The sequence below is a fragment of the Saccharothrix sp. CCNWYY140 genome, from assembly GCF_037401995.1.
Classification (GTDB): domain Bacteria; phylum Actinomycetota; class Actinomycetes; order Mycobacteriales; family Pseudonocardiaceae; genus Actinosynnema.
This window is the reverse complement of record NZ_JBBEGC010000121.1, coordinates 1-22,350: the sequence shown is the minus strand read 5'-3', so window position 1 is coordinate 22,350 and position 22,350 is coordinate 1. Positions and strand designations below refer to the sequence as shown.

Annotated in this window: 20 protein-coding genes; 11 read left to right on the top strand and 9 right to left on the bottom strand. The window is 71.2% G+C overall.

Features of this window, described 5'->3' with window-relative positions; genetic code table 11:
• Positions 1 to 125: 125 nt before the first annotated feature.
• From WBN91_RS32625 to WBN91_RS32610, 4 genes are read left to right on the top strand one after another with little or no spacing between them, the layout of a single operon-like run.
• Positions 126 to 1,259 carry an epoxide hydrolase family protein gene (locus tag WBN91_RS32625; protein ID WP_337728105.1) on the top strand — a complete coding sequence of 378 codons (1,134 nt, stop codon included), beginning with the start codon at positions 126 to 128 and terminating at the stop codon, positions 1,257 to 1,259.
• A gap of 55 nt (positions 1,260 to 1,314) precedes the next feature.
• A complete protein-coding gene (locus tag WBN91_RS32620; protein WP_337728104.1) occupies positions 1,315 to 1,932 on the top strand; it encodes a zinc-binding dehydrogenase in 618 nt (205 codons plus the stop codon).
• A 10-nt stretch (positions 1,933 to 1,942) separates the two neighbouring features.
• A complete protein-coding gene (locus tag WBN91_RS32615; RefSeq protein ID WP_337728103.1) occupies positions 1,943 to 4,054 on the top strand; it encodes a molybdopterin oxidoreductase family protein in 2,112 nt (703 codons plus the stop codon).
• An 11-nt stretch (positions 4,055 to 4,065) separates the two neighbouring features.
• On the top strand, positions 4,066 to 5,817 hold the full coding sequence (locus tag WBN91_RS32610; RefSeq protein WP_337728102.1) for an AMP-dependent synthetase/ligase: 1,752 nt from the start codon (positions 4,066 to 4,068) through the stop codon (positions 5,815 to 5,817).
• 106 nt (positions 5,818 to 5,923) lie between these two features.
• On the opposite strand, the gene araD is transcribed toward WBN91_RS32610, so the two are convergent.
• The 3 genes from araD to WBN91_RS32595 form a co-directional block, all read right to left on the bottom strand.
• Entirely contained in the window at positions 5,924 to 7,630 is a 1,707-nt protein-coding gene (araD, locus tag WBN91_RS32605; protein WP_337728107.1) for an L-arabinonate dehydratase, read from the bottom strand.
• Between the two features lie 74 nt (positions 7,631 to 7,704).
• Complete coding sequence (locus WBN91_RS32600; RefSeq protein ID WP_337728101.1) at positions 7,705 to 8,571, bottom strand: dihydrodipicolinate synthase family protein; 867 nt, start codon at positions 8,569 to 8,571, stop codon at positions 7,705 to 7,707.
• Entirely contained in the window at positions 8,561 to 9,250 is a 690-nt protein-coding gene (locus tag WBN91_RS32595; RefSeq protein ID WP_337728100.1) for a GntR family transcriptional regulator, read from the bottom strand. Before WBN91_RS32595 ends, WBN91_RS32600 begins: the two co-directional genes overlap by 11 nt.
• 288 nt (positions 9,251 to 9,538) lie before the next feature.
• Between WBN91_RS32595 and WBN91_RS32590 the strand changes: the two genes are divergently transcribed.
• Both WBN91_RS32590 and WBN91_RS32585 read left to right on the top strand, forming a co-directional pair.
• Positions 9,539 to 9,895, top strand: a complete 357-nt coding sequence (locus WBN91_RS32590; protein ID WP_337728099.1) for a hypothetical protein — start codon at positions 9,539 to 9,541, stop codon at positions 9,893 to 9,895.
• Positions 9,896 to 9,991: 96 nt separating this feature from the next.
• Entirely contained in the window at positions 9,992 to 10,903 is a 912-nt protein-coding gene (locus WBN91_RS32585) for a DUF1996 domain-containing protein (protein WP_337728098.1), read from the top strand.
• 507 nt (positions 10,904 to 11,410) lie between these two features.
• Here WBN91_RS32585 and WBN91_RS32580 read toward each other — a convergent pair.
• The gene (locus WBN91_RS32580; protein WP_337728097.1) at positions 11,411 to 11,572 is read right to left on the bottom strand and encodes a hypothetical protein; all 162 of its coding nucleotides are present in this window, start codon (positions 11,570 to 11,572) and stop codon (positions 11,411 to 11,413) included.
• Between the two features lie 374 nt (positions 11,573 to 11,946).
• On the opposite strand from WBN91_RS32580, the gene WBN91_RS32575 reads away from it, so the two are divergent.
• Positions 11,947 to 12,501, top strand: a complete 555-nt coding sequence (locus tag WBN91_RS32575) for a sigma-70 family RNA polymerase sigma factor (protein ID WP_337728096.1) — start codon at positions 11,947 to 11,949, stop codon at positions 12,499 to 12,501.
• On the top strand, positions 12,498 to 13,193 hold the full coding sequence (locus tag WBN91_RS32570) for an anti-sigma factor family protein (RefSeq protein WP_337728095.1): 696 nt from the start codon (positions 12,498 to 12,500) through the stop codon (positions 13,191 to 13,193). Before WBN91_RS32575 ends, WBN91_RS32570 begins: the two co-directional genes overlap by 4 nt.
• Before the next feature lie 44 nt (positions 13,194 to 13,237).
• Here WBN91_RS32570 and WBN91_RS32565 read toward each other — a convergent pair whose 3' ends face one another.
• A complete protein-coding gene (locus WBN91_RS32565) occupies positions 13,238 to 14,194 on the bottom strand; it encodes a zinc-binding dehydrogenase (protein WP_337728094.1) in 957 nt (318 codons plus the stop codon).
• 94 nt (positions 14,195 to 14,288) lie between these two features.
• Between WBN91_RS32565 and WBN91_RS32560 the strand changes: the two genes are divergently transcribed.
• On the top strand, positions 14,289 to 14,861 hold the full coding sequence (locus tag WBN91_RS32560) for a class I SAM-dependent methyltransferase (RefSeq protein WP_337728093.1): 573 nt from the start codon (positions 14,289 to 14,291) through the stop codon (positions 14,859 to 14,861).
• On the opposite strand, the gene WBN91_RS32555 is transcribed toward WBN91_RS32560, so the two are convergent.
• From WBN91_RS32555 to speB, 3 genes are read right to left on the bottom strand one after another with little or no spacing between them, the layout of a single operon-like run.
• Positions 14,845 to 16,194, bottom strand: coding sequence for an aldehyde dehydrogenase family protein (locus tag WBN91_RS32555; RefSeq protein WP_337728092.1), 1,350 nt, complete (start codon positions 16,192 to 16,194; stop codon positions 14,845 to 14,847). The genes WBN91_RS32560 and WBN91_RS32555 overlap by 17 nt on opposite strands.
• Entirely contained in the window at positions 16,191 to 17,792 is a 1,602-nt protein-coding gene (locus WBN91_RS32550) for a thiamine pyrophosphate-binding protein (RefSeq protein ID WP_337728106.1), read from the bottom strand. The genes WBN91_RS32555 and WBN91_RS32550 overlap by 4 nt, the downstream gene beginning before the upstream one ends.
• On the bottom strand, positions 17,792 to 18,733 hold the full coding sequence (gene speB / locus WBN91_RS32545) for an agmatinase (protein ID WP_337728091.1): 942 nt from the start codon (positions 18,731 to 18,733) through the stop codon (positions 17,792 to 17,794). Before speB ends, WBN91_RS32550 begins: the two co-directional genes overlap by 1 nt.
• 108 nt (positions 18,734 to 18,841) lie before the next feature.
• On the opposite strand from speB, the gene WBN91_RS32540 reads away from it, so the two are divergent.
• Together WBN91_RS32540 and WBN91_RS32535 are read left to right on the top strand one after the other, a co-directional pair.
• Complete coding sequence (locus WBN91_RS32540; protein ID WP_337728090.1) at positions 18,842 to 20,257, top strand: PucR family transcriptional regulator; 1,416 nt, start codon at positions 18,842 to 18,844, stop codon at positions 20,255 to 20,257.
• A 289-nt stretch (positions 20,258 to 20,546) separates the two neighbouring features.
• Positions 20,547 to 21,209, top strand: coding sequence for a DUF4383 domain-containing protein (locus WBN91_RS32535; protein WP_337728089.1), 663 nt, complete (start codon positions 20,547 to 20,549; stop codon positions 21,207 to 21,209).
• Between the two features lie 48 nt (positions 21,210 to 21,257).
• Here WBN91_RS32535 and WBN91_RS32530 read toward each other — a convergent pair.
• Positions 21,258 to 22,350, bottom strand: a 1,093-nt coding sequence (locus WBN91_RS32530) for an aldo/keto reductase (protein WP_337729427.1), incomplete at its 5' end; no start/stop codon positions are given.

Here is a 22,350-nt window from a genome sequence, read left to right as displayed (position 1 = left end):
CAGGCCATACGGGGATGACACAAGCAAGAAGCCCAAGTTGAGTTGTGTCCTCCCCGGCGGACTGCCACTTGCCGGCTTCGCGGTTAGGACCGGATCTGACCTAAGTCGTGCCTAGCGTTGGTTACATGCAGCCCTTCATGATCGACATCCCGCAAGCTGACCTCGACGATCTGCGTGACCGGATCGCCCGCACCCGCTGGACCACGGACCTGCCCGGTGTCGGCTGGAGTCGGGGCGTTCCCGCGAGCTACCTCAAGGACCTGGCCGAGTACTGGCGTGACGAGTACGACTGGCGGGTCCACGAGCACGAGCTGAACAAGTACCCACAGTTCACCACCGAGATCGACGGCCAGAACGTCCACTTCCTGCACGTCCGCTCGTCCGAACCGGACGCGCTCCCGCTGGTCCTGACCCACGGCTGGCCCGGCTCGATCGTCGAGTTCCTGCACGTCATCGGCCCGCTCACCGATCCGGCGGCGCACGGTGGCGACCCCGCGGACGCCTTCCACCTGGTCATCCCGTCGATCCCCGGCAGCGGGTTCTCCGGCCCGACCACCGAGCCCGGCTGGGACACCAACCGTGTGACCAGGGCGTTCGCGGAGCTGATGGACCGCCTCGGCTACGACCGCTACGGCGCTCAGGGCGGTGATACGGGCGCGGTCATCTCGCCGGGGCTTGGCCGCCTCAACCCGGACAAGGTGGTCGGGGTGCACGTGAACGGTCCCACCGCGTTCAGTCCGGTCGACCCGGCGGTGGCGCTGACCGACGCCGAGCGTGCGCGTGTGGAGCGGCTGGAGTACATGCGGACCGAGCAGTCCGGGTACGCGATGATCCAGGTCACCCGGCCCCAGACGCTGGCGCACGCGCTGCACGACTCGCCGGTTGGGCAACTGGCCTGGATAGTCGAGAAGTTCAAGGAGTGGACCGACCCGGCCGCCGAACTGCCCGAGGACGCCGTGGACCGGGATCTGCTGCTCACCGACGTCACGCTCTACTGGCTCACCGGGACCGCCGGGTCCTCCGCCAACAGCTACTACGAGACCGCGCACGCCGGGGCCTGGGCGGCGGGGGAGCGGTCGGGGGTGCCGACCGGGGTTGCGGTGTTTCCGTTGGACACCTCGATCCGCCACGCCCTCGACCGGGAGCACGCCATCGTGCACTGGTCCGAGTTCGACCGGGGTGGCCACTTCGCGGCGATGGAAGCCCCTGACCTGCTTGTGGACGACGTTCGGGCGTCCTTCCGCAGCTTGCGCGCTTAGTTGTCGTGGTCTCCCCACTAACCGACCGGTAACCCGGCTGTGTTGTCTGGTTCACATGCAGGTCGTCACGGCGGACGGGGGTCGGGCGCTGTCGTTCGACGGCGTGCGGTTCCCGGTGCCTGCCGGCGTTTCCGACGAAGCTGCCCTGGCCCTCGGCTTGCACGGGGTCACGGCGTGGCACCTATTGCGGACCTGTGCGCACCTCGAACCGGGGGAGACGGTCGTCGTCCACGACGCCGCTGGGTCGGTCGGGGTGTTGGCCGTGCAGCTCGCGGTCAGTTTCGGGGCCGGGCGGGTGGTTGCCACGGCGCGTACCCAGGTGCAGCGGCGGGTGGCGTTGCGGCTCGGGGCGGATGTGGCGGTCTCGGGTGAGCCGGACGGGCTGACCGAGCGGCTCGTCGAGCACGGGGGTTCCGTGGACGTCGTGCTCGACGGGCAGGGTGGCGAGGTGTTCGAGCGGTCGTTGGCGGCGTTGGCGCCGTTCGGGCGGATCGTCTGCTACGGCGAGCCGCCGGCGGTGGACCCGGTGCGGCTGTTGGGCGGGTCGCGTGCGGTGGTCGGGTTCCGCCTGGACGATTGCGCGGACCGGCCCGGGATGGTCGCGTCCGCGTTGAGCGAGCTGATGGGACTGACCGCGGCCGGGCGGCTGCGGCCGTGCGAGTCGAGCCGGTAGAGGAGCACCGATGCGCACCGCGTACACGACCTGCCCGCTGTGCGAGGCCACCTGCGGGCTGGAGCTGACCATCGAGGACGACCGCATCACGCGGGTGCGCGGCGACCGGCTGGACACGTTCAGCCGCGGGTTCCTGTGCCCCAAGGGCGCGTCGCTGGGCGCGCTCGACGCGGACCCGGACCGGCTGCGCACGCCGCTGGTCAAGCGGGACGGCGAGTTCGTGCGGGCGTCGTGGGACGAGGCGTTCGCGCTGGTGGACGAGCGGTTCACGGCGATCGTGGCCGAGCACGGGCGGGACGCCGTCGCGGCCTACCTGGGCAACCCGAACGTGCACTCGCTCGCGGGTGGGCTCTACGCCGGGGCGCTGCGCAAGGCGTTGGGGTCGCGCAACGTCTTCACCGCCTCCACGGTCGACCAGATGCCCAAGCACGTGTCGTCCGGCTACCTCTACGGCGGCATGTTCTCCATCCCCGTGCCCGACATCGACCGCACGGACTTCCTGCTCCTGCTGGGCGCGGACCCGTTGTCCTCCAACGGCAGCCTCTGGACCGTGCCCGATGTGCCGACGCGGCTGAAGGAGCTGCGGGCGCGCGGCGGGACGTTCGTCGTGGTCGACCCGCGGCGCAGCCGCACCGCCGCCACCGCCGACACGCACCTGGCGATCCGGCCCGGCACGGACGTGTTCCTGCTGCTGGCGCTGGCGCACGAGCTGTTCGCGGCCGACCTGGTGGACCTCGGGCCGCTGGCGCCGCACGTCGTCGGCGTGGACGAGGTGCGGGCGCTGGTCGGGCCGTTCTCGCCGGAGGCGGTGTCCGCGCGGTGCGGCATCCCGGCCGCCGACATCCGCGACCTGGCGCACCGGCTCGCGTCCGCGCGGCGGGCCGTGGTGTACGGGCGGATCGGTACCACGACGGTCGAGTTCGGCACGGTCGCGAGCTGGCTGGTGGACGTGCTCAACATCCTTACCGGCAACCTCGACCAGCCCGGCGGCGCGATGTTCCCGCTGCCCGCCCACACCCGCCGGGGTTCGGGGCGCGGCAAGGGGTTCACCACCGGTCGCTGGCACAGCCGGGTGCGCGGCCTGCCCGAGGTGGCGGGGGAGTTCCCGGCGGTGACGCTGGCCGACGAGATCGAGACGCCCGGCCCGGGGCAGGTGCGGGCACTGGTGACGGTGGCGGGCAACCCGGCGCTGTCCGTGCCGAACTCGGCACGCCTTGACTCCGCTTTGTCCACTTTGGACTTCATGGTGTCGGTGGACCCGTACCTCAACGAGACCACCCGGCACGCCGACGTCATCCTGCCCCCTCCGCCGCCGAGCCGGCGCGCCCACTACGACCTGGCCTTCCTGTCCTTCACCGTCCGCAACGTGGTGAAGTACTCGCGCCCCGCCGTGCCGCTCGCGCCCGGCGAGCTGGACGAGTCCGAGATCTTCCTGCGGTTGACCGGGATCTTCGCCGGCCTCGGTCCCTCCGCCGACCTGGACGCGCTGGTGGGGTTGTCCGGCCCGTCCGACCTGACCCGGGACGAACGGTTGCTGGACGCGAAGCTGCGGTCGGGTCCCTACGGACTGTCCATCCAGGACTTGCTCGACAACCCGCACGGCATGGATCTAGGTGCCCTGCAAAGCCGCATCCCCGAGATCCTGCGCACCCCGTCCGGCCGGATCGAGCTGTGCCCCGACCCGATCGCGGCGGACCTGCCCCGCGTGCGGGCGGCTCTCGCGGAGACCTCGGACGAGCTGGTCCTGGTCGGCCGCAGGCACCTGCGCACCAACAACTCCTGGATGCACAACGTGCCCGCGCTGGTGAAGGGCAAGCTGTGCACGCTCCTGGTCAACCCCGCCGACGCCACCCGGCTGGGCCTGGCCGACGGTGGGGCGGCGGAGGTGTCGTCGCGGGTCGGCAAGGTCGAGGTGACCGTGGAGGTCAGCGCCGACATGGCACCCGGGGTGGTTTCCATGCCGCACGGCTGGGGTCATGACCGGCCCGGGACACGGTTGTCGGTGGCCAGTGAACACGCTGGCGTGAACGTGAACCTGCTGACCGACGACCTTGCGCTTGATCCGCTGTCTGGAACGGCCGTGTTGAACGGCACCCACGTCCAGGTCCACCCAGTCCATTGAAGGAGCATCGTATGGCTGTGACCACGGCCGCTTCCGCGCGTGTCGTCGCCGACCTGCCGTTCCTCGCCGCCCAGTTGCACGACGGCCGCACCGCGTGGCGCAGCCGGGGGCCGGAGGGGTGGGTGGACCGGTCCTTCGCCGAGGTGGCGGAGTGGGTGATGGACCTGGCCTCCGGGCTCGTGCAGCGCGGCATCGCGCCCGGCGACCGGGTGGCGGTGCTGGCGGAGACGCGGCCCGAGTGGTCGGCCGCGGGGCTGGCCGTGCTCGCGGCGGGCGGGGTCGTGGTGCCGATCTACCCGTCCAGCGCGGCCGAGGAGTGCGCGTGGATCCTCTCCGACTCCGGCTCGGTGCTGCTGATCGCCGAGAACGCCGAGCAGCGGGCGAAGGTCGAGTCGATCCGGGGTGAAGTCCCGTCGCTGCGGGACATCGTCGTGATGGACGGCGGCCTGGACGAGGTCGCCTCCGAGGGTCGGACGTCCCCGCAACCGGCCGAGCTGGACGCCCGCCGGGCCGCGATCGACCCCGACTCGCCGTCGGTGATCATCTACACCTCCGGCACGACCGGCCCGCCCAAGGGTTGCGTGCTGACGCACACCAACTGGCTCACCATGTGCCGGCTCACCGAAGAGCTGTCGTACGTGGTGCCCGACGACGTGGTGTACCTGTTCCTGCCGCTGGCGCACGTGTTCGCGCAGATCGTCCAGCTGTCCGCGCTGTACGTCGGCGCCACCCTGGCGTTCTACGGCGGCGACCCGGCGCGGATCGTGCCCGAGCTGGCCGAGGTCAAGCCCACCTTCCTGCCCTCGGTGCCGCGGATCTTCGAGAAGGTCTACACGGCCGCGACCGCCGGCGTCCCCGAGGACAAGCTCAAGCAAGCCGTCCACATCGGACTGACCGTGCGCCGGCTCCGCGCCGCCGGGCAACCGGTCCCGCCGGAGCTGGAAGCCGGGTTCGCCCAGGTGGAACCGGTGTTCGCGCGGGTGCGGGCGATCTTCGGCGGACGGCTGCGGCAGGCGCTGTCCGGTGCCGCGCCGATCTCGGTGGAGGTGCTGGAGTTCTTCAGCGCGGCGGGCGTGCCGGTGCTGGAGGGCTACGGCATGAGCGAGTCGACCGGCGTCGGCACGGTCAACACGCTGCACCGCCACCGGCTGGGCTCGGTGGGCGCGTTCGGCATCGCCGGGCTGGACCTGCGCATCGCCGAGGACGGCGAGATCCTCATGCGCGGTCCGCACGTGTTCGCCGGGTACTGGAACAACCCGGCCGCCACGGCCGCCGTGCTGACCGACGGCTGGCTGCACACCGGGGACCTGGGCGAGGTCGACGAGGACGGTTTCGTGAAGATCACCGGCCGCAAGAAGGACATCATCATCACCGCCGGCGGCAAGAACATCGCGCCCGCCAACGTGGAGAACCAGCTCCGCCAGTCCCGCTGGGTGTCGCACGCGGTGGTCTACGGCGACCGCAAGCCCTACCTGGTCGCGCTGATCACGCTGGACCAGGACGAGGTCGTGCCGTGGGCGGCGGAACGCGGCCTGCCCACCGACATCCCGTCCTTGGCGGCGTCCCCCGAGGTGCGCGAACTGATCCAGGGCGTGGTGGACGAGGCCAACACCCACTTCGCCCGCGTCTCGCAGATCAAGCGCTTCGCCATCCTGGACCGCGACCTGACCCAGGACACCGGCGAGCTGACGCCGACCCTGAAGGTCAAGCGCAACGTCGTCCACACCACCCACGCCCAGCGCTACGACGAGCTCTACAGCTGACGCCCACAGCCGCGCCGACGCCCGGACCTCCTTCTCCGCGACCTCCACGCGGGCGAAGGCGGCCGGGTCGACGCGGCGGTACCCATGCCGGGTCGCCTCCGCGTGCTCAGGACGGGTCGGCCACCGGGTTCCGACCGTCCCGGGCGAGGAACTCGAAGTCGCAGCCCTGGTCGGCCTGGGTGACGTGTTCCTGGTAGAGGGCACCCCAGCCGCGCTCGAACACCGGCTCGGGCGGCACCCACTCCGCCCGCCGCCGGGCCAGCTCCTCGTCCGACACCTCCAGCCGCAGCACCCGGGCGGGCACGTCCAGCGTCACCAGGTCGCCGTCCCGCACCAGCGCCAGCGGCCCGCCGACGTGGGCCTCCGGCGCGACGTGCAGCACGCACGCGCCGTACGACGTGCCGCTCATCCGGGCGTCGGAGATGCGCACCATGTCCCGGACGCCCTGTTCCAGCAGCTTCTTCGGGATCGGCAGCATCCCGTACTCCGGCATCCCCGGCCCGCCCTTGGGTCCCGCGCCGGCGAGCACGATCACGGAGTCCGAGGTGGCGTCCACTGTGTCGATCCGTTCGACGAGGTCCTTATAGCCGTGGAAGACCAGGGCGGGACCGGTGTGCCGCAACAGTTCCGGTGCCGCGGCGATGTGCTTGACGACCGCGCCGTCCGGGGCGAGGTTGCCGCGCAGCACGGCCAGGCCGCCCTCCGCGGCGACGGGACGGTCCAGCGGTCGGATCACCTCGTCGTCGTGGACGTCGCCCAGGGCGTCGCCGAACCTGCCCGCCACCGTCTCGCGGTCCAGGTGCAGGCGGTCGGCCTCGGCGAGGCGGGCGACCAGGGCGCGCAGCCCGCCCGCGTAGTAGAAGTCCTCCATCAGGAAACGCCCGCCCGGCTGGATGTCGGCCAACACCGGGGTGTCGCGGGCGAGCCGGTCGAAGTCGTCCAGCCCGAGTGGGACGCCGGCCCGTCGAGCCATCGCGATCAGGTGGATCACGGCGTTCGTGGAGCCGCCGAGGGCCAGCACGACCGTCACCGCGTCCGCGAAGGCTTCGGCGGTGGCGATTTCCTTGGCGGAAAGGCCTTTCCAGGCCAGTGACACCGCTCGTGCGCCGGACGCCGCCGCCATCCGGTGGTGCGCCGAGTCCACGGCCGGGACCGACGACGAGCCCGGCAGTGCGAGGCCCAGCACCTCGACGGCGGCGGTCATGGTGGACGCGGTGCCCATCGTCATGCAGGTCCCCGGGGACCGGGCCAGGCCGTTCTCCAACTCGGCCCATTCCTCGTCACCGAGCACACCCGCGCGTTTGTCGTCCCAGTACCGCCACATGTCCGTGCCGCTGCCCAGGGTCTTGCCGCGCCAGTGGCCGCGCAGCATCGGTCCGGCGGGCACGAAGATCGCGGGGACGGCCGCGGACAGCGCTCCCATGACCAGCGCCGGCGTGGTCTTGTCGCAGCCGCCCATCAGGACGACGCCGTCGACGGGGTAGGAGCGGACGATCTCCTCGACCTCCATCGCCAGCATGTTCCGGTAGAGCATCGGGGTCGGCTTCTGGAAGGTCTCCGACAGCGTGGACACCGGGAACTCCACCGGGTACCCGCCCGCCTGCCAGACACCGCGCGCGACTTCCTGCGCCCGTTCCCGCAGGTGCATGTGGCACGGGTTGATGCCGCTCCACGTGTTGAGGATGCCGATCACCGGCTTGCCCAGGTGTTCCGGCGCCCCGATGCCGAGCTGCCGCGTCCGCGCCCGATGGCTGAACGCCCGCACGCCGTCCCCACCGAACCACTTCTGACTACGCAACTCCTCCGGCCTCAACCGCTTCCCCTCCGGCTCGCGCTCCGCCCGGTCCGCCTTTACCCGGTCCGCCTCCGCCCGGTCTCCCTCCGGGGTCAGCCCCACGAGGCCAACACCTCCCGCACCACGCCCCGGTCCACTTCCCCCAGCACATGACCGGGCGGCCGAACGTCCCGCCGACACACCCCTTGCTGCGCCAACGCCTCCTTCACCACGGCGACGTTGTTGGCACTCCCGTCGACCGCCCGCAGCTCCTCGAACCTCCGGATGGCACCCCAGACCTCGCCGGTGTCCTCACCCGTCGTCACCAGGTCGAACATCCGCAGCGACAACTCGGGCGCGACGTTCGCCAGCCCGGACGTGAACCCCGTGGCCCCGTAGGCGAAATAGCCCGGCGCGGACAGCTCGGCTAGACCGGCGACCCACACCAGCCGGTCGATCCCGGCGTCCCGGGCGGCACAGGCGAACCGGACCGGGTCGGGCACCGCGTACTTGACGCCGACCACGTTGTCGCAGGCCCCCGCCAGCGCGCCGATCTGCGCACCACCGATGCGCGGGTCCCGCACGTACGGCACGATCGCCAGCGACGGAACCGCGTCCGCGATGATCCGGTGGTAGTCGACCCACCCGTCCAGCGACAGGTAGGGGTGCGCCGGCTGGTGCACCATCACCCCGTCGAGCCCGAGCGCCGCAGCGTACTTCGCCAACTCCACCGCCGAGGCGAGGTCGTGCCCAACCCCGCACAAGGTCAACGCGTCCGCACCCGCCACCACGTCGACCGCGGTTCGACACTCCTCTTTGGACAGTGTGTAGAACTCGCTCGTGTTCCCGTTGACCGTGATCGCGTGCACCCCGTCCAGCCGCCGCACCACCCGCTCGTAGGCGGGGACGTCGACCGACCCGTCCTCGTCGAACGGCGTCACGGTGATCGCGACGACGCCCGCCAACGCTTCAGCTCCCACCACACCGCTCCTCGAACGTCCGCGCGAACCGCTCGATGTGCTCCTTCAACAGATCGGCCGCGATCATCCCGAGCCCACGCTCCGCAGCATCCAGGATCGCCCGATGCTCCTCCGCCTCAGCCGCCCACGAATCCGACAACCCCCACCCAACCCGGGAGATCAGCGCAGTCCGATCCCCCAGCCCGTCCAACACCTCGACCAACAGCGGATTGCCGCACCCCGCGTAGAGCGCCCGATGAAACGCCCGATTGGCCAAACTTCGAGCCCCCGGACTCCCGGCCCCCTCAGCCGCTTCCAACGCCTCCCGCGCTAGCCCCCACCCGACGTCTTCCCCTCCGGCCCCCGCTCCCGCCTCGCTTCGCGCCCTCGCCCGATCGTCAACCGACCTCCGAAGCGCCTCGGGCTCCAACAACACCCGCACGTCATAAACCGAGCGCACCAACTCCACGTCCACCTCGCGGACCGACACGCCCTTGTAGTCGCTGATCGTCACCAGCCCTGAACCGCCGAGCAGCTTCAACGCCTCGCGAACCGGCGTCTTGGACACCCCGAAGCCAGCCGCCAGTTCCGCCTCCACCAGCGGACGCCCAGGCGGCAGATCCCCGTTGACGATCCCCGCCCGAATGGCGTTCAAGACGAACTCGGTCCGCGACCGAGGCGGCCCAGCGTCATACATCATATCTCAGATACTAGCCCCGCCCGCCCCTCCACTGAAGCTGATCTCGCCCCTCCTTCCGTTGAACCAAACCGCGCGCGCCTCCGTGTACCGGGCAGTCCACCCGCCGGGACACCTCAGGGAGACAGCCGTGAACCCCCAGCGCACCCACCGCAACCCTTCCCCGCTCGGCTTCCAGAGCCCGACTCGAACAGGTCTCAGATGCACGATCCGATCCTCGAACGCACACTGCGCCGGGTCCGCGCCGAGTCGGCGAGGGCACATCGACGTCGCGGTGGCGTAGCAGCGGCGGTGAGCGCGACCGTGCTGGCCGGTGTGCTGGTGTGCGGTATGCAGTGGGGCCACCACAGCGTGCCGAGGGAGCAGCTCCTGACCGCGGAGTCGGGCAAGATCCACATGACCGCAACCGTGACCCCGGCAGACGGCTGGGTCCGCCTGAACGCCACAGTGACCGGCCTGCGCCCGGACGAGCGATGCCAACTCGTCGTCACCGACGCCCGAGGCAGACACTTCGTAGCAGGCGGCTGGGTAGCAACCCACGGCAACGACACCACCCTCTCCGGCGCGGCCTTGGTGGCCCTCTCAGACATCGCAGCCATCAGCGTCATCACGCCAACCGGCCACACTTTGGTGTCCGCCACCCCCTGAACTCCCTGAACTCACGACACCGATCTCGCCACCCGCCCGCCCACGACACACCCCGGCCTCCGCCGCGCACACCTCCCGGGTGGCAAGCTGGCACCCGTGAGGCGGTTGCTCCCACCCCTGGTCGCCGCGGTCGCCCTCTTAGCCGGGTGCGGTACCGACGGCAGTTACGTGGCCATCGACGACATCCCGCCGCACAGCACCGAGCCACCCGTCACGGAAGACGCGTCGACCGGCACCTACACCCTCGACTGCGGCCGAAACGCGGAACGCCACCTCAACGCCGACAACGTGGTAGTGGCTCCAGGGCAACCAAACGGCGCCCACCACACCCACGAGTACGTAGGCAACCTGACCACCGACCACACCAGCACAGACACCACCCTCGCGGCAGGTGCGACCACATGCGCCGAGGGCGACCAGTCCACGTACTACTGGCCCGTCCTACGCCTAATCGATCGACCAGGCCACGACGCACACGCCCCAGGCGGCGGCCAACACGGGAACACCGGCGAGGTACTCCCCCCAGCCGAAGTCCAAATCCGCTACAGCGGCAGCCCGGTGAGCAAGGTGGTGCCAATCCCCACATTCACCCGCTTGGTAACCGGCGACGCCTCCGCACTCACCTCAGGCTCCGGCACAGCCCACTGGAGCTGCGAGGGCACCCCAGGCCAAACCGACCGCTACCCACTCTGCGAGGGCAAGCGGGTGGTCCGCACCTTCACTTTCCCCAGCTGCTGGGACGGCCGCAACACAGACAGCACAACCCACAAATCCCACACCACACCCCCAGCACCAAACGGCGTATGCCCCCCAGGCTTCTTCCCCATCCCCCGCCTACAAATCCGCACAACCTACGCCGTCCCCAAAAACCGCCCCTACGCCATCGACTCCTTCCCCAACCAATCCCGAGACCCAAGAACCGACCACGCCATGCACATAAACCTCACCCCACCCCCTCTAATGACGAAGATCACCACCTGCCTAAACACCAACCACCACTGCCCCTAACCCACCCACCCCACACGCCACCCACCCCCCAAACACCCCCACCACCCCCTCTCGCCCGCCCCCAACTCACCCGCCGCCACCACCGGCCGCCACTCCCGCCCGCCGCCGCCAGCTAGTGGCGCCGCCCGCCGCCCACACCACCGCCCGCCGCCGCTCCCGCCCGCCGCCGCGGCAATTTGCCACCCGCCGTCGCCTCGCCGTCCCGCCGCCCCGCTGCCGTCCCGCCGCCGCCCGCCATCGCCCGCCGCCCGCCGTCGCAGCTACCCGTTGCCGTCGCTGCCTGCCGCGGTGGCCGCTCGCCGCCGCACCCATCGCCGCTACCGCCTGCCGCCGGCACCGGCCGCCGCTGATGTCGCCGCCCGCTGCTTCTGCCCGCCCGTCGCCGCTCCTGCCCGCCCGTCGCCGCTGGTCCGCAGCCCTCACCGCGGCTGGCCGCCGCTGGTCGCCTCCGGTGTGGGCTGCTCGCCGGATGCTGTCCGCACGCCGGCCGCCGCCGCTGATGCCCTGCTAGCCGCCGCCGCTGCCCGCGAGCCGTCGCTGCCGCCGCCAACCCGCTCGCGCCGCTGCCGCCGCCAACCCGCTCGCGCCGCTGCCGCCGTCGTTGTCGCCCGCCGCCTGCCGCCTGCCTGCCTGCCGCCTGCCTGCCTGCCGCCCGCCTGCCTGCGGCATGCCTGCCAGCCGCCTGCCTGGCCGCCCGCCTGCCGGGCGCCGCGGTCCCACAGCTGTCCCGACCCCGCCCCTCCACCCACCTGACCCACCCAGCACGTCACCTCAGGCCGAGTGGCGGGTGGAGTGGCCGGGGTGGCGCTGGGGTGCCGGTCCGCCGCGCACCCCTTCTCTCTACGGGACGCGCGAGGTGCCGAAAACGGCCCCGCGGTGACGTCACACGATCGGGTGATCATGGATCTCACGACCCCGCAAGCACTCTACCAGCGGGTTTGCGATCCGGAGGGGTGTGCGGAGTAAGGATTCTTCAAACGGGTTGAACCGGGTTGGCCGCAGGGACGTGTCTCGGGGGACGAGGTGATGAGAGGAGTGGGTGGATGGCGGCTTTGTGGGCCCGGAGGCGGGAGGTTGTGGCTGATGAGGCGTTGGTTCGGGCTCTCTACGAGGAGCACGGGCGGGCCTTGTTGGCCTATGCCGCGCGTCTCACGGGGGATCGGGCTGCCGCCGAGGACGTCGTGCAGGAGACGTTGGTTCGGGCCTGGAGGCATCCTGACGCGCTCGTCAACGGCAAAGGTTCTGTGCGCGGGTGGTTGTTGACGGTGGCGCGCAACATCGTCACCGATCGGGTTCGGGCCAGGGCTGCTCGGCCGCAGGAGGTGGCCGAGACGCCGTCCGCGCCGCCTGTCCAGCGCGATCACGCCGACTCCGTCGTGGACTCGGTGGTGGTGCTCGAAGCGCTCGACCGGCTTTCCTCGGACCACCGTGACGTCCTGATGGAGATCTACTTCCGCGGGCGCAGTGTGAGTGAAGCGGCGGAGGCGCTCAACATCCCGCCGGGCACGGTCAAATCCAGATCGCATTACGCGTTGCGCGCACTCAGAGAAACGTTCACCGGCGCACAACAGGTCGCGCTGAAGGGGGTGGCCGGATGACCACGAACCACGATCCACAGCTGCTGGGCGCCTACGTCCTGGGTGTCCTGGAAGAGCAGGAGGTGCGCGCGGTGGAGGAGCACTTGGCCGCCTGCGCGACGTGCCGGACCGAGGTGGCCGACCTGCGGGCGATGGAGGAAGCGTTGGGCGACGTCCCGCCCGAGGCGCTGCTCGACGGACCGCCCGACGGCGGTGACCTGCTGCTCCAGCGCACGTTGCGCCAGGTCCGCGCCGAGCGGGGCGACCGCACCAGGCGACGGCGGGTCGGGGTCGGGGTGGCCGCCGCGGCGGTCGCCGCGATCGTGTTGGGTGGCGGGTTCGCGGTCGGGCGGGGCACGGCGCCCAGCCCTCAGGCGATCACGACCACCGCGCCGACGCCCGAGCCCGGGGCCAAGGTGGCCACGGCGACCGACCCGGGCACCGGCGCGCGGATGACCGTCAAGGTCAAGCCGGCCGCCGGGTGGGTGCGGGTGAACGCGTCCGTGGCCGGCATCGCGAAGAACCAGAAGTGCAAGCTCGTCGTCGTCGCCAAGGACGGGTCCCGCCACGAGGCCGGGAGCTGGCTGGTGTCGGCGCTGGGCGAGAAGGAGGGCACGAACCTCGACGGCTCGGCCCTGGTCGCGCCGGACGACGTGGCGGCGGTGGAGGTCCGCAACTTCGAAGGGGAGCAGCTCATCACCGTGGCCCTGTGACGCGCAGGCCCCGCCACCTCAACCGGTGGCGGGGCCAGCACAAGTCACGGCGTGAGAACGACCTTGCCGGTGGTGCGGCGGCCCTCCAGAGCGGCGTGCGCCTGAGGAGCGTCCGCCAAGCGGAACACCGTGGTCAGCGGCTTCACGCGGCCGTCCGCCAAAAACTGAAGAGCCGACGTCTCCAGCTCCCGCAGGTTGGTCCCCTTCATGATCCGCGGCCCGACCGCGACCGCCGCCGTCAACCCCCGCTGGTACAGGTCGACCGTCTCGATCCGGGTCGGCTCGCCCGCCGACCAGCCGAAAAGGATGGTCCGCCCGCCGATCCCCAGCAGCTCCAACGCCTGCCGCCCCGCCGCACCCCCGACCCCGTCGAGCACGACGGTCGCCTCGCCGACCTCCGCCCGCACCGCGTCCGGCCAGTCCGGCTCGGTGTAGTCGACGACGTGGTCCGCCCCCAGCCCCCGGACCAGCTCCAGCTTGGCCGTGCTCGCCAACCCCACGACCGTCGCCCCGACCGCCTTGGCCTCCTGCACGAACAACGCCCCCAGCCCACCGGCCGCCGCCGTCACCAGCACGACGTCGTCCTTCTCCAGCTCGGCGATCCGCAGCACCCCCACGGCCGTTCGCCCGGTCCCGATCATGGCCACGGCCTCTTCGAACAGCACGTGCTCGGGCAGTTCGTGCAGCGAACCGGTGTTCACCACGGCCAACTCCGCGTACCCGCCGCTGGCCTGCCCGAGGTGCGCGGTGACCCGCTTGCCCAGCCACGCCGCATCGCCCCCGACGACGGTCCCCGCGACCTCCCGCCCCGGCGTCATGGGCAGCTGCGGCAACGGCCACGGGCCGCCCGACTCGCCCTGGCGGATGCTGGTGTCCAGCAGGTGCACGCCCGCCGCGGCCACGCTGACCAGCACCTGGCCCTCACCGGGCACGGGATCGGCGACTTCCTCGTACTTCAACGTCTCCGGTGACCCGAACTCGTACTGCCGGATGGCGCGCATCTGGGTGGTCCCCCTCCTCGGTCGATTCGCCAACCGTAGAAGTTCGACTTAACTGGAGGTCAACCCCGAGCCGCCCCCGCGCGTCCTCCTCAACGTGAAGCACTTCGACCACAACGTGCACTACCACCCGTTGCTGCTCGCCCAGGTCCCACCCGACGCGCAGACCGCCCTCGACGTGGGCTGCGGGAACGGCGGGTTCGCCCGCAAGCTCGCCGCCCGCGGACTCCGGGTCACCGGCGTGGACCGGGCCGTCGAGGCCGTGGTGCCCGGCATCGAGATCCGGAAGGCCGACGTCACCGTGGACGACCTCGGCGGCCCCTACGACTTCGTCTCCTGCATCGCCGCACTGCACCACATGCCGTTCACCACCGCCCTCACGCGCATGAGGGACGCGGTCGCGCCCGGCGGTGTGCTGGCGATCCTCGGACTGGCCAAGGAGAAGACCGCGTGGGACTGGGTGGTCAGCCTGTCCTCCGTCCCCGGCAACCTCACCCGAAGACTGGTCAAGGACGACCCGGTCGACGACGCCCCGATCAAGGACTGGCACATGTCCGTGGACGAGATCAAGGCCGGGGCGGCGGACATCATCCCCGGCGCACGCGTCCGCCGCCACCTCTACTGGCGCTACTCCCTGGTCTGGCGCAAACCCCTCACCACGCGCTCATGACGTGCTTGACCCGCGTGTACTCCTCCATCGCGTGCGCCGACAGGTCCTTGCCGTAGCCGGACTGCCCGAACCCGCCGTGCGGCATCTCGGCGGCCAGCAAGCCGTGCGTGTTCACCCACACGCACCCGAAGTCCAACTCCGCCACGAGCCGGTGGACCCGGGCGTGGTCCCGGGTCCACACCGACGACGCCAGCCCCTGCTCCACGCCGTTGGCCAGCGACACGGCCTCGTCCACCGTCGAGAACCGCTGCACGGTGATCACCGGCGCGAAGACCTCCTCCTGGACGATCCGGTCGTCCTGTCGAACCCCGGAAATCACCGTGGGAGACAAGAACCAGCCACGCGAACCGAACCGCGTGCCTCCACAGTGGACAAGAGCATGGGAAGGGAGGTCTGCCAACAACTTCAACACCCGGGACAGCTGACCCTCGCTGTTCAGCGGCCCGTAATCCACCCCAGGCACCTGGGCGGAAGCCGCTGAGACCAGAGCCTCCACGAACCGGTCGTGCACCGAGTCCTCCACCAACACCCGCGAAGCCGCCGTGCAGTCCTGGCCCGCGTTGTAGAAGGCGGCGGCCACGACGTCCGAGGCGACCGCCGGCAGGTCCACGTCCCCGAACACCAACACGGGGGAGTTGCCGCCCAACTCCAGGTGGGTCCGCTTGACCGACGCGGCGGCGACCCGCGCCACCTCCCTCCCCGCCCGCGTGGACCCGGTGATGGACACCATCGCGGGCACCGGGTGCTCCACCAGCAACCGGCCGGTCTCCCGCGTCCCGGTCACCACCCCGACCACGCCCGCGGGCAGGGAACGGCCCGCCAGCGACGCCAGCAGCAGGGTCGAAGAAGGAGTCGTCTCGGCCGGCTTGAGCACGATCGTGTTCCCGGCCGCGACCGCCGGCGCGAGCTTCCACACCGCCATCATCAGCGGGTAGTTCCACGGCGTGATCCCCGCGACCACCCCGACCGGCTCCCGCCGCTGGTAGGAGGTGAGCCCGTCCAGGTACTCGCCCGCCGCCGCCCCGGGCAGCATCCGCGCCGCGCCGGCGAAGAACCGCAGGTAGTCGACGCACTGGGGGATCTCCTCCGCCAGCACCACGGACCGGATCTTGCCCGTCTCCCGGCACTCGGCGTCGGCGAACTCCCCGGCCGCCGCCTCCACCGCGTCCGCCAGGGCCAGCAAGGCCCGCTGCCGCACCGCGGGCGTGGTCCGCGACCACTCCGGGAAGGCCGCCAGGGCGGCGTGGACGGCCGCGTCCACCTCGGCGGCGCCGGCCACGGGCGCGGAGCCGAACGGCTCACCGGTAGCGGGGTCGACCAACGGGGTCGTCACTGGTCCTCCAGGTGGGTCGGGGCGAACATGCGCAGCAGCGCGGGCAGGACGACCACGTGCGGGCCGCCGGACGCCAGCGCCTTGGCCAGGTCGGACCGCAGCGACCCGGGCGTGGACAGCGTGGCCGGCACCCCGAAGGACTCCGCCAGCGCCACGAAGTCCGGCCGCGTCAACTCGGTGCCGGTGGCCCGGCCGAATGCGTCGGTCATGTACTCGCGCAGGATGCCGTACCCGCCGTCGTCCACGATCAGCCAGGTCACGGCCAGCCCGTGCTGCCGCGCGGTGGCCAGTTCCGCCAGCCCGTACATCGCGCCGCCGTCCCCGGACACCGCCAGCACCGGACCGCCGGCCGCCGCCGCGCCCACGGCGGCCGGGAACGCGTACCCGAGCCCGCCGGCACCCTGCGAGGAGTGCATCGGACCAGGCCACGCCGACCACGCCCAGTACCCGAGGATCGTCATGTCCCAGAACGACTCCACGCCCTCCGGCACCGCCGCCCGCACGTCCGCGAGCACCTGCCGCTCCAGCGCCAACCCTTGCCCGTCGAGCCGTTCCCGCACGGCACCCAGCAACTCCCGCACGGAAGCCTCGGCACGCCCGTCCGCTTCACGCGCCCGGACCAGCGGGATCAAACCCTCCAACACCAGCCGAGCGTCACCGTGCACGCCGAGCGCGGGGTAGTTGGACTCCAACTTCCCCAGGTCCGCCTCCACCTGCACGACCGTGCCGCGCGGCGCGAAGGTCCGGTAGTTGCTGGACAGCTCACCCAACCCGGACCCGACCACGAGCAGCACATCGGCCGACGCCAGGAACTCCGTGGTGTGCGAGTCCTCCAGCCAGGACTGCGCGGACAACGGGTGCTCCCAGGGAAAAGCGCCCTTACCGCCGAACGTCGTCACCACCGGCGCGCGCAACTTCGACGCCAACGCCAGCAACTCCGCCCCCGCCGACGCCCGCACCACCCCACCACCAGCCAGGATCACCGGCCGCTGCGCCGAATCCAACAGCCGCGCCGCCTCGGCGACCACCTCGGCCCGAGGCGCCAAAGTCGGCACCGAAACCGAGACCGACACGGGCGGAATCCCAGCCGGTCCAAGCAAAACGTCCTGCGGGACCTCCACCCACACCGGCCCGCAAGGAGCGGACAAGGCGATCTCCCAAGCCTCCGCCAGGGCCGACGGGATCTGCGACGCCGACCGCACCACCCGCGTGTGCTTCACGACCTCCCGGAACGACGCCCGCTGGTCGGCCAACTCGTGCAGGTACCCGCCCCGAGCGCCACCCAGCCCCGCCCGCGGGATCTGGCTCGCGATGCCCAGCACCGGCACGGACGCCGACGCCGCTTCCTGAAGCCCCGCAAGCGTTTGCAGCGCTCCCGGACCGGTGGACACCAGCAGCGGCGCCACCCGGCCGGTGACCCGCGCGTGCCCGTCGGCCGCGAACGCCGCGCCCACCTCGGTCCGGTTGCCCACGTACCGCAGCGGCGACCGGCTCAGGGCGTCGAACAGGCCCAATGCGTGCTGTCCCGGCACGCCGAACACGGTGTCCGCGCCCAGCGACACCAAGGTCTCGACCACGACGTCCCCGCCGTTGCGCATCACGATTTCCCCTTCAGGGCGAGGAGCGACACCAGGTCGTAGGCCACGTGCGAAGCCGCGATGGACGTGATGTCGGCGTGGTCGTAGGCGGGCGCGACCTCGACCACGTCGGCCGACACCAGGTCGCACCCGGCGAGCCCGCGCAGGATCTCCAGCAGTTCGCGGCTGGTCAGCCCGCCCGCCTCGGGCGTCCCGGTGCCGGGCGCGTGCGCGGGGTCCAGCACGTCGATGTCGATCGACACGTACAGCGGCCGGTCACCGACGCGTTCCCGCAACGCCTGCGCCACCTCGTCCACCCCGCGCCGCATCACGTCCGCCGCCGTCACGATCCCGAAGCCCAGCCTGGAGTCCTCGTCCAGGTCGGCTCGACCGTACAGGGGTCCGCGGGTGCCCACGTGCGACAACGCGGACGTGTCGAGCAGCCCTTCCTCCACCGCTCGGCGGAACGGGGTGCCGTGCGTGTACGGCTCCCCGAAGTAGGTGTCCCACGTGTCGAGGTGCGCGTCGAAGTGCAGCAGCGCCACCGGTCCGTGCCGCTGGGCCACCGCGCGCAGCAGCGGCAGCGCGATGGTGTGGTCGCCGCCCACGGTCACCAGCTTGGCCCCGGTGTCCAGCAGCGCACCCGCGTGCGCCTGCACGGTCTCGATGGCTTCGCTGATGTGGAACGGGTTGCACGCGATGTCCCCGGCGTCGGCGACCTGCACGGCGTCGAACGGCGACACGTCCAGCCCCGGGTGGTAGGGCCGCAGCAGCCGGCTGGCCTCGCGCACGGCGGCCGGCGCGAACCGGGCGCCCGGCCGGTAGGACACGCCTGAGTCGAACGGGACGCCCACCACCGCCACGTCGGCGCGTTCGACCTGGTCGAGCCGGGGGAGTCGGGCGAACGTGGCCGGACCGGCGAACCGGGGGACGGCGGAGGAGTCGACGGGACCGATCGTCATGCCACTGGCTCCATTTCTCTCCGTGGAGAACCAGGCTCTCGGGGTGCGGGTGACCAGGTAAGAGGTTGTTTCGCACAATCCGGGCCGCAGGGTTGTACGGTTTGTCCCGTGGTGCCCCTGCGAGACGTGGTCGGGCGGCCGGACCTCGGGCTGACCGTGCTGTGCGGCGCGGACCTGCTGGACCGGCCGGTGGCGTGGGCGCACGTGAGCGAGCTGTCCGACCCGGCGCCGTTCCTGCTGGGCCGAGAGTTCCTGCTCACGGCCGGAGTGGACTTCCCTGCCGACGTGGACCGATATGTGGCGCGGCTGGTGGAGAAGGACGTCGCCGCGCTGGGCTTCGGGATCACGCCCGTGCACGACTCCGTGCCCGCCGCCCTGGTGTCGTCGTGCGAGGCCCGTGGCCTGCCCTTGATCGCGGTGCCGCCGGACACTCCGTTCCTGGCGGTGAGCCAGGCCGTGGGCGCGTTGATCGCGGAGGCCCAGAACGCCGAGTTGCGACTGCTGGCTGACAGTCAACGGGCTCTCACCCGGGCGGCGGTGCGCCCCAGACCGGTGGAGAGCACCCTCAGTGTTCTAGTGGAGGCCTTGGACGGATGGGCGTTGCTGCTCACCACGTCCGCCGAGGTGGTGGCCAGTGCCGGCGCGGCGCCCGTCCCCACCGCCGACCTCCTGGCCCTGGCGGGCAAGGTGGCGGCCGGGACCGGTCCGCGCAGTGCGGCCACGGAGGTCGCCGCCGACCACGTCGTGCTCACCCCCGTCGACCAGGTCACCGTCCTGGTGGTCGGCCGCCCCACGCCGTTCTCCGTCGCCGACCGGGCCGTGGTCGCCGTCGCCCTCGGCCTGCTCGGCCTGCTGCGCGCGGACCCCGCCGAGGGCCGCGCCGCCCGCCTGGCCACGCGCCTGCTACTCGGCGACGACCGCGCGTCCGCCACCGACCTCCTCGGCCGCCCGCCCTACCACGTGGTCGCCGGAGACGGCCCCGCCGACCACGACCGGCTCACCCACCTGCTCGGCACACCCCTGGTCGCCACCACAGACGACGGTTTCCGCGCCGTCGTCACAGGACCCGTGGACCTCGACGCCCTGCACCACCACGGCTGGCTAGCCGCAGCCAGTTCACCAGCCACCGCCACCGAACTCCCTGACGCCGCCCGCGAAGCCACCGCCCTCCTGCACCGCGCCCGCGCCGAGGGCGTGCCCCAGCATGCCGACACCCGAGCCGGCGTCACCGCCCTGGTCGACCCCGCCCAGGCACGCCGCTTCGCCCTGACCCTGTTGGCCCCGCTCAAGGACAGCCGCAACCCGTCCGCCCGCCGCTTGGTGGAAACGGCCCGCACCTGGCTAGCCCACCACGGCAACTGGGACCGCAGCGCCACCGCACTGGGCGTGCACCGCAACAGCGTCCGCCACCGCATCGCCCACGTGGAACGCGCCCTGGACCTGGACCTGTCCCGCGCGCAACACCGAGCCGACCTGTGGTGCGCCCTGGAATGGCTGCCCGACGACTGGCCGGCACCTGGCTAAATTCCTTTGACCGCAAGCCTTTCCACTTGGCATAGTCCTCATCGGGCACAGGCCTTGCCCATTCGACGCCCGCTCGCCGCGAGAAATCGCGCGATGCGGCGCCCCGGCCCTTATGGGGTGGGCCGGGTTTGTAACCCCGACACGGCGGGCTGACTCCTGTCCGACCGGGGGCGGGCCCGTGTTGCCCGCTCCCACCTTTTCGTTGTTTGCCGCACGTGACCGGTGGGTAGCCCCAGGATCGTCCGGAGCCCGGAAGGCGGGCTCTCGCGGACCCTCACAGGAGGGCGTGATGACCCACTCGACCGTCGGTCGCGTCAAGGTCGCGGGCCTCCAGCCCGTCCAGGTGCTGGCCGGTCTGCTCGGCCTGTTCTTCCTCGTCGCAGGCGTGGCGGGATTCGTGCGCACCGGGTTCGGCGACTTCGCCGGAAACCAGCACGCGATGCTGTTCGGCTTCGCGGTGAACCCCCTGCACAACATCGTCCACCTGGCGTTCGGTGTCCTGGGTCTGCTGATGGCCACGGGTTCCGGCCTGGCCCGGCTCTACGGCTGGATCGTGTTCCTGGTCTACGGCCTGGTCCTGGTGTGGGGCCTGATGCTCGCCGGCCTCGTGGCGGTGAACCCGGTCGAGCGACTGGGCAACCCGTTGGCGCTCAACACCAACGACAACTGGCTGCACCTCGGCTTGGCCCTAGTAGGCCTGCTGATCGCGGTCATGCCGGCCCGGCGCAAGGTGGTCGTGCCGGAGCAGGAGGTCGAACCGGTGCGCGACGAGAGCATCAGGGACCCGGAGATGCCGACCCAACGCGACCGCAACCGCACCCACGACGAAGACCTGCGCGACCGACCGCACGACCAACGCATCGAGTCCGCGGACCCGACCGTCTCCCCGCGTCCGGTCCACCCGATCGACCCGGCGGTGGCCGAACAACACAAGGCCAGGCACTACCGCTGACACCAGTAGCAAGCGGGGCACTGTCCACTCCGGACAGTGCCCCGTTTCTCATGCCACGGAATCAAGCCGCCCCACGTGCTCGTCGCCCAACTCCAACTCCACCCCACCCAACGACTCCTCCAGTTGCGCTACGGAACTGGCCCCCACCAACGGCACAATCCCCTTGCGCAGCAACCAGGCCAACACCACTTGGTTGACAGTCGCCCCCACCTCGACGGCCACTTCCCGCAACACCGCCAACCGCCGCTCGGTCCCAGGGTGGTCGTACGCCTCACCCAACGGCTTGTCCCGATACCCTCCGAACAACAAGGCCGAGTAAGCCACCAACGCGACATCCCCTTCGGCCCGCGCGTAGTCGAACACTTCCTCGGTCATGTGCACATGCCCACCCTCAGGCAACTTCACCCCAGGCCGAGGCAACAGATAGCTGAACCGCTGCTGCACAGCCGTGTAGAGCGGCCACCCGTGAGCCCGAGACACCGCCCGAGCCCGCTCCAACCGCCAGGTGGCATGGTTGCTGGCCCCGATCTCCCGCACACTCCCAGCCTCGACAAGCGAGGCAAACCCCCCGAGCGTGTCCTCCAGGGCAACCGACCGATCCTCGATGTGGCTGTAGTAGAGATCGATCCGATCCGTCCCCAGCCGCTTCAGACTCCCTTCGGCAGCAGCCCGAACGGTAGCCCCGGCCAACCCTTCGGCATCCTCCAGCCCAGCCCCGGGCGTACGCGGCCGAGCCCCCATCTTGGTAGCCACCACCACGTCATCCCGATTCCCCCGAGCAGCCAACCAGCGGCCAACGGTCTCTTCACTCTCGTCCCCGGTACCGCCGTCCCAGAAGACGTAGTTGTTGGCCGTGTCGAGAAACGTCCCACCCGCCTCGACGAACCGATCAAGGATGGCGAACGACGTCTCCTCATCCACGTACTTGCCAAACGGCAACGTACCCAGACACAACGCACTGACCTCAAGGGACCCGATCCGCACTCGCTTCATGCCCCCAACCCTGAACGCTGGAGCGCACTCCAGGTCAACCCCCAACCTCCCGCCCCCGAACCAGCGCGCGCCACGCTTTTCATGAAGCTGCCGCACGGCACACCTCTGCCTGGGCTTCTTGCTTGTGTCATCCCCGTATGGCCTGCCC

What these genes read in the sequence shown, in the direction of transcription:
- WBN91_RS32565 (WP_337728094.1), bottom strand. Translation starts at nt 14,194, where the DNA reads ATGCGCGCCATCCGGCAGTACGAGTTCGGGTCACCGGAGACGTTGAAG.
- WBN91_RS32550 (WP_337728106.1), bottom strand. Translation starts at nt 17,792, where the DNA reads ATGCGCAACGGCGGGGACGTCGTGGTCGAGACCTTGGTGTCGCTGGGC.
- WBN91_RS32595 (WP_337728100.1), bottom strand. Translation starts at nt 9,250, where the DNA reads ATGATGTATGACGCTGGGCCGCCTCGGTCGCGGACCGAGTTCGTCTTG.
- WBN91_RS32580 (WP_337728097.1), bottom strand. Translation starts at nt 11,572, where the DNA reads ATGCCGCAGGCAGGCGGGCGGCAGGCAGGCAGGCGGCAGGCAGGCAGG.
- WBN91_RS32615 (WP_337728103.1), top strand. Translation starts at nt 1,943, where the DNA reads ATGCGCACCGCGTACACGACCTGCCCGCTGTGCGAGGCCACCTGCGGG.
- WBN91_RS32610 (WP_337728102.1), top strand. Translation starts at nt 4,066, where the DNA reads ATGGCTGTGACCACGGCCGCTTCCGCGCGTGTCGTCGCCGACCTGCCG.
- speB (WP_337728091.1), bottom strand. Translation starts at nt 18,733, where the DNA reads ATGACGATCGGTCCCGTCGACTCCTCCGCCGTCCCCCGGTTCGCCGGT.
- WBN91_RS32570 (WP_337728095.1), top strand. Translation starts at nt 12,498, where the DNA reads ATGACCACGAACCACGATCCACAGCTGCTGGGCGCCTACGTCCTGGGT.
- WBN91_RS32625 (WP_337728105.1), top strand. Translation starts at nt 126, where the DNA reads ATGCAGCCCTTCATGATCGACATCCCGCAAGCTGACCTCGACGATCTG.
- WBN91_RS32620 (WP_337728104.1), top strand. Translation starts at nt 1,315, where the DNA reads ATGCAGGTCGTCACGGCGGACGGGGGTCGGGCGCTGTCGTTCGACGGC.
- WBN91_RS32535 (WP_337728089.1), top strand. Translation starts at nt 20,547, where the DNA reads ATGACCCACTCGACCGTCGGTCGCGTCAAGGTCGCGGGCCTCCAGCCC.
- WBN91_RS32575 (WP_337728096.1), top strand. Translation starts at nt 11,947, where the DNA reads ATGGCGGCTTTGTGGGCCCGGAGGCGGGAGGTTGTGGCTGATGAGGCG.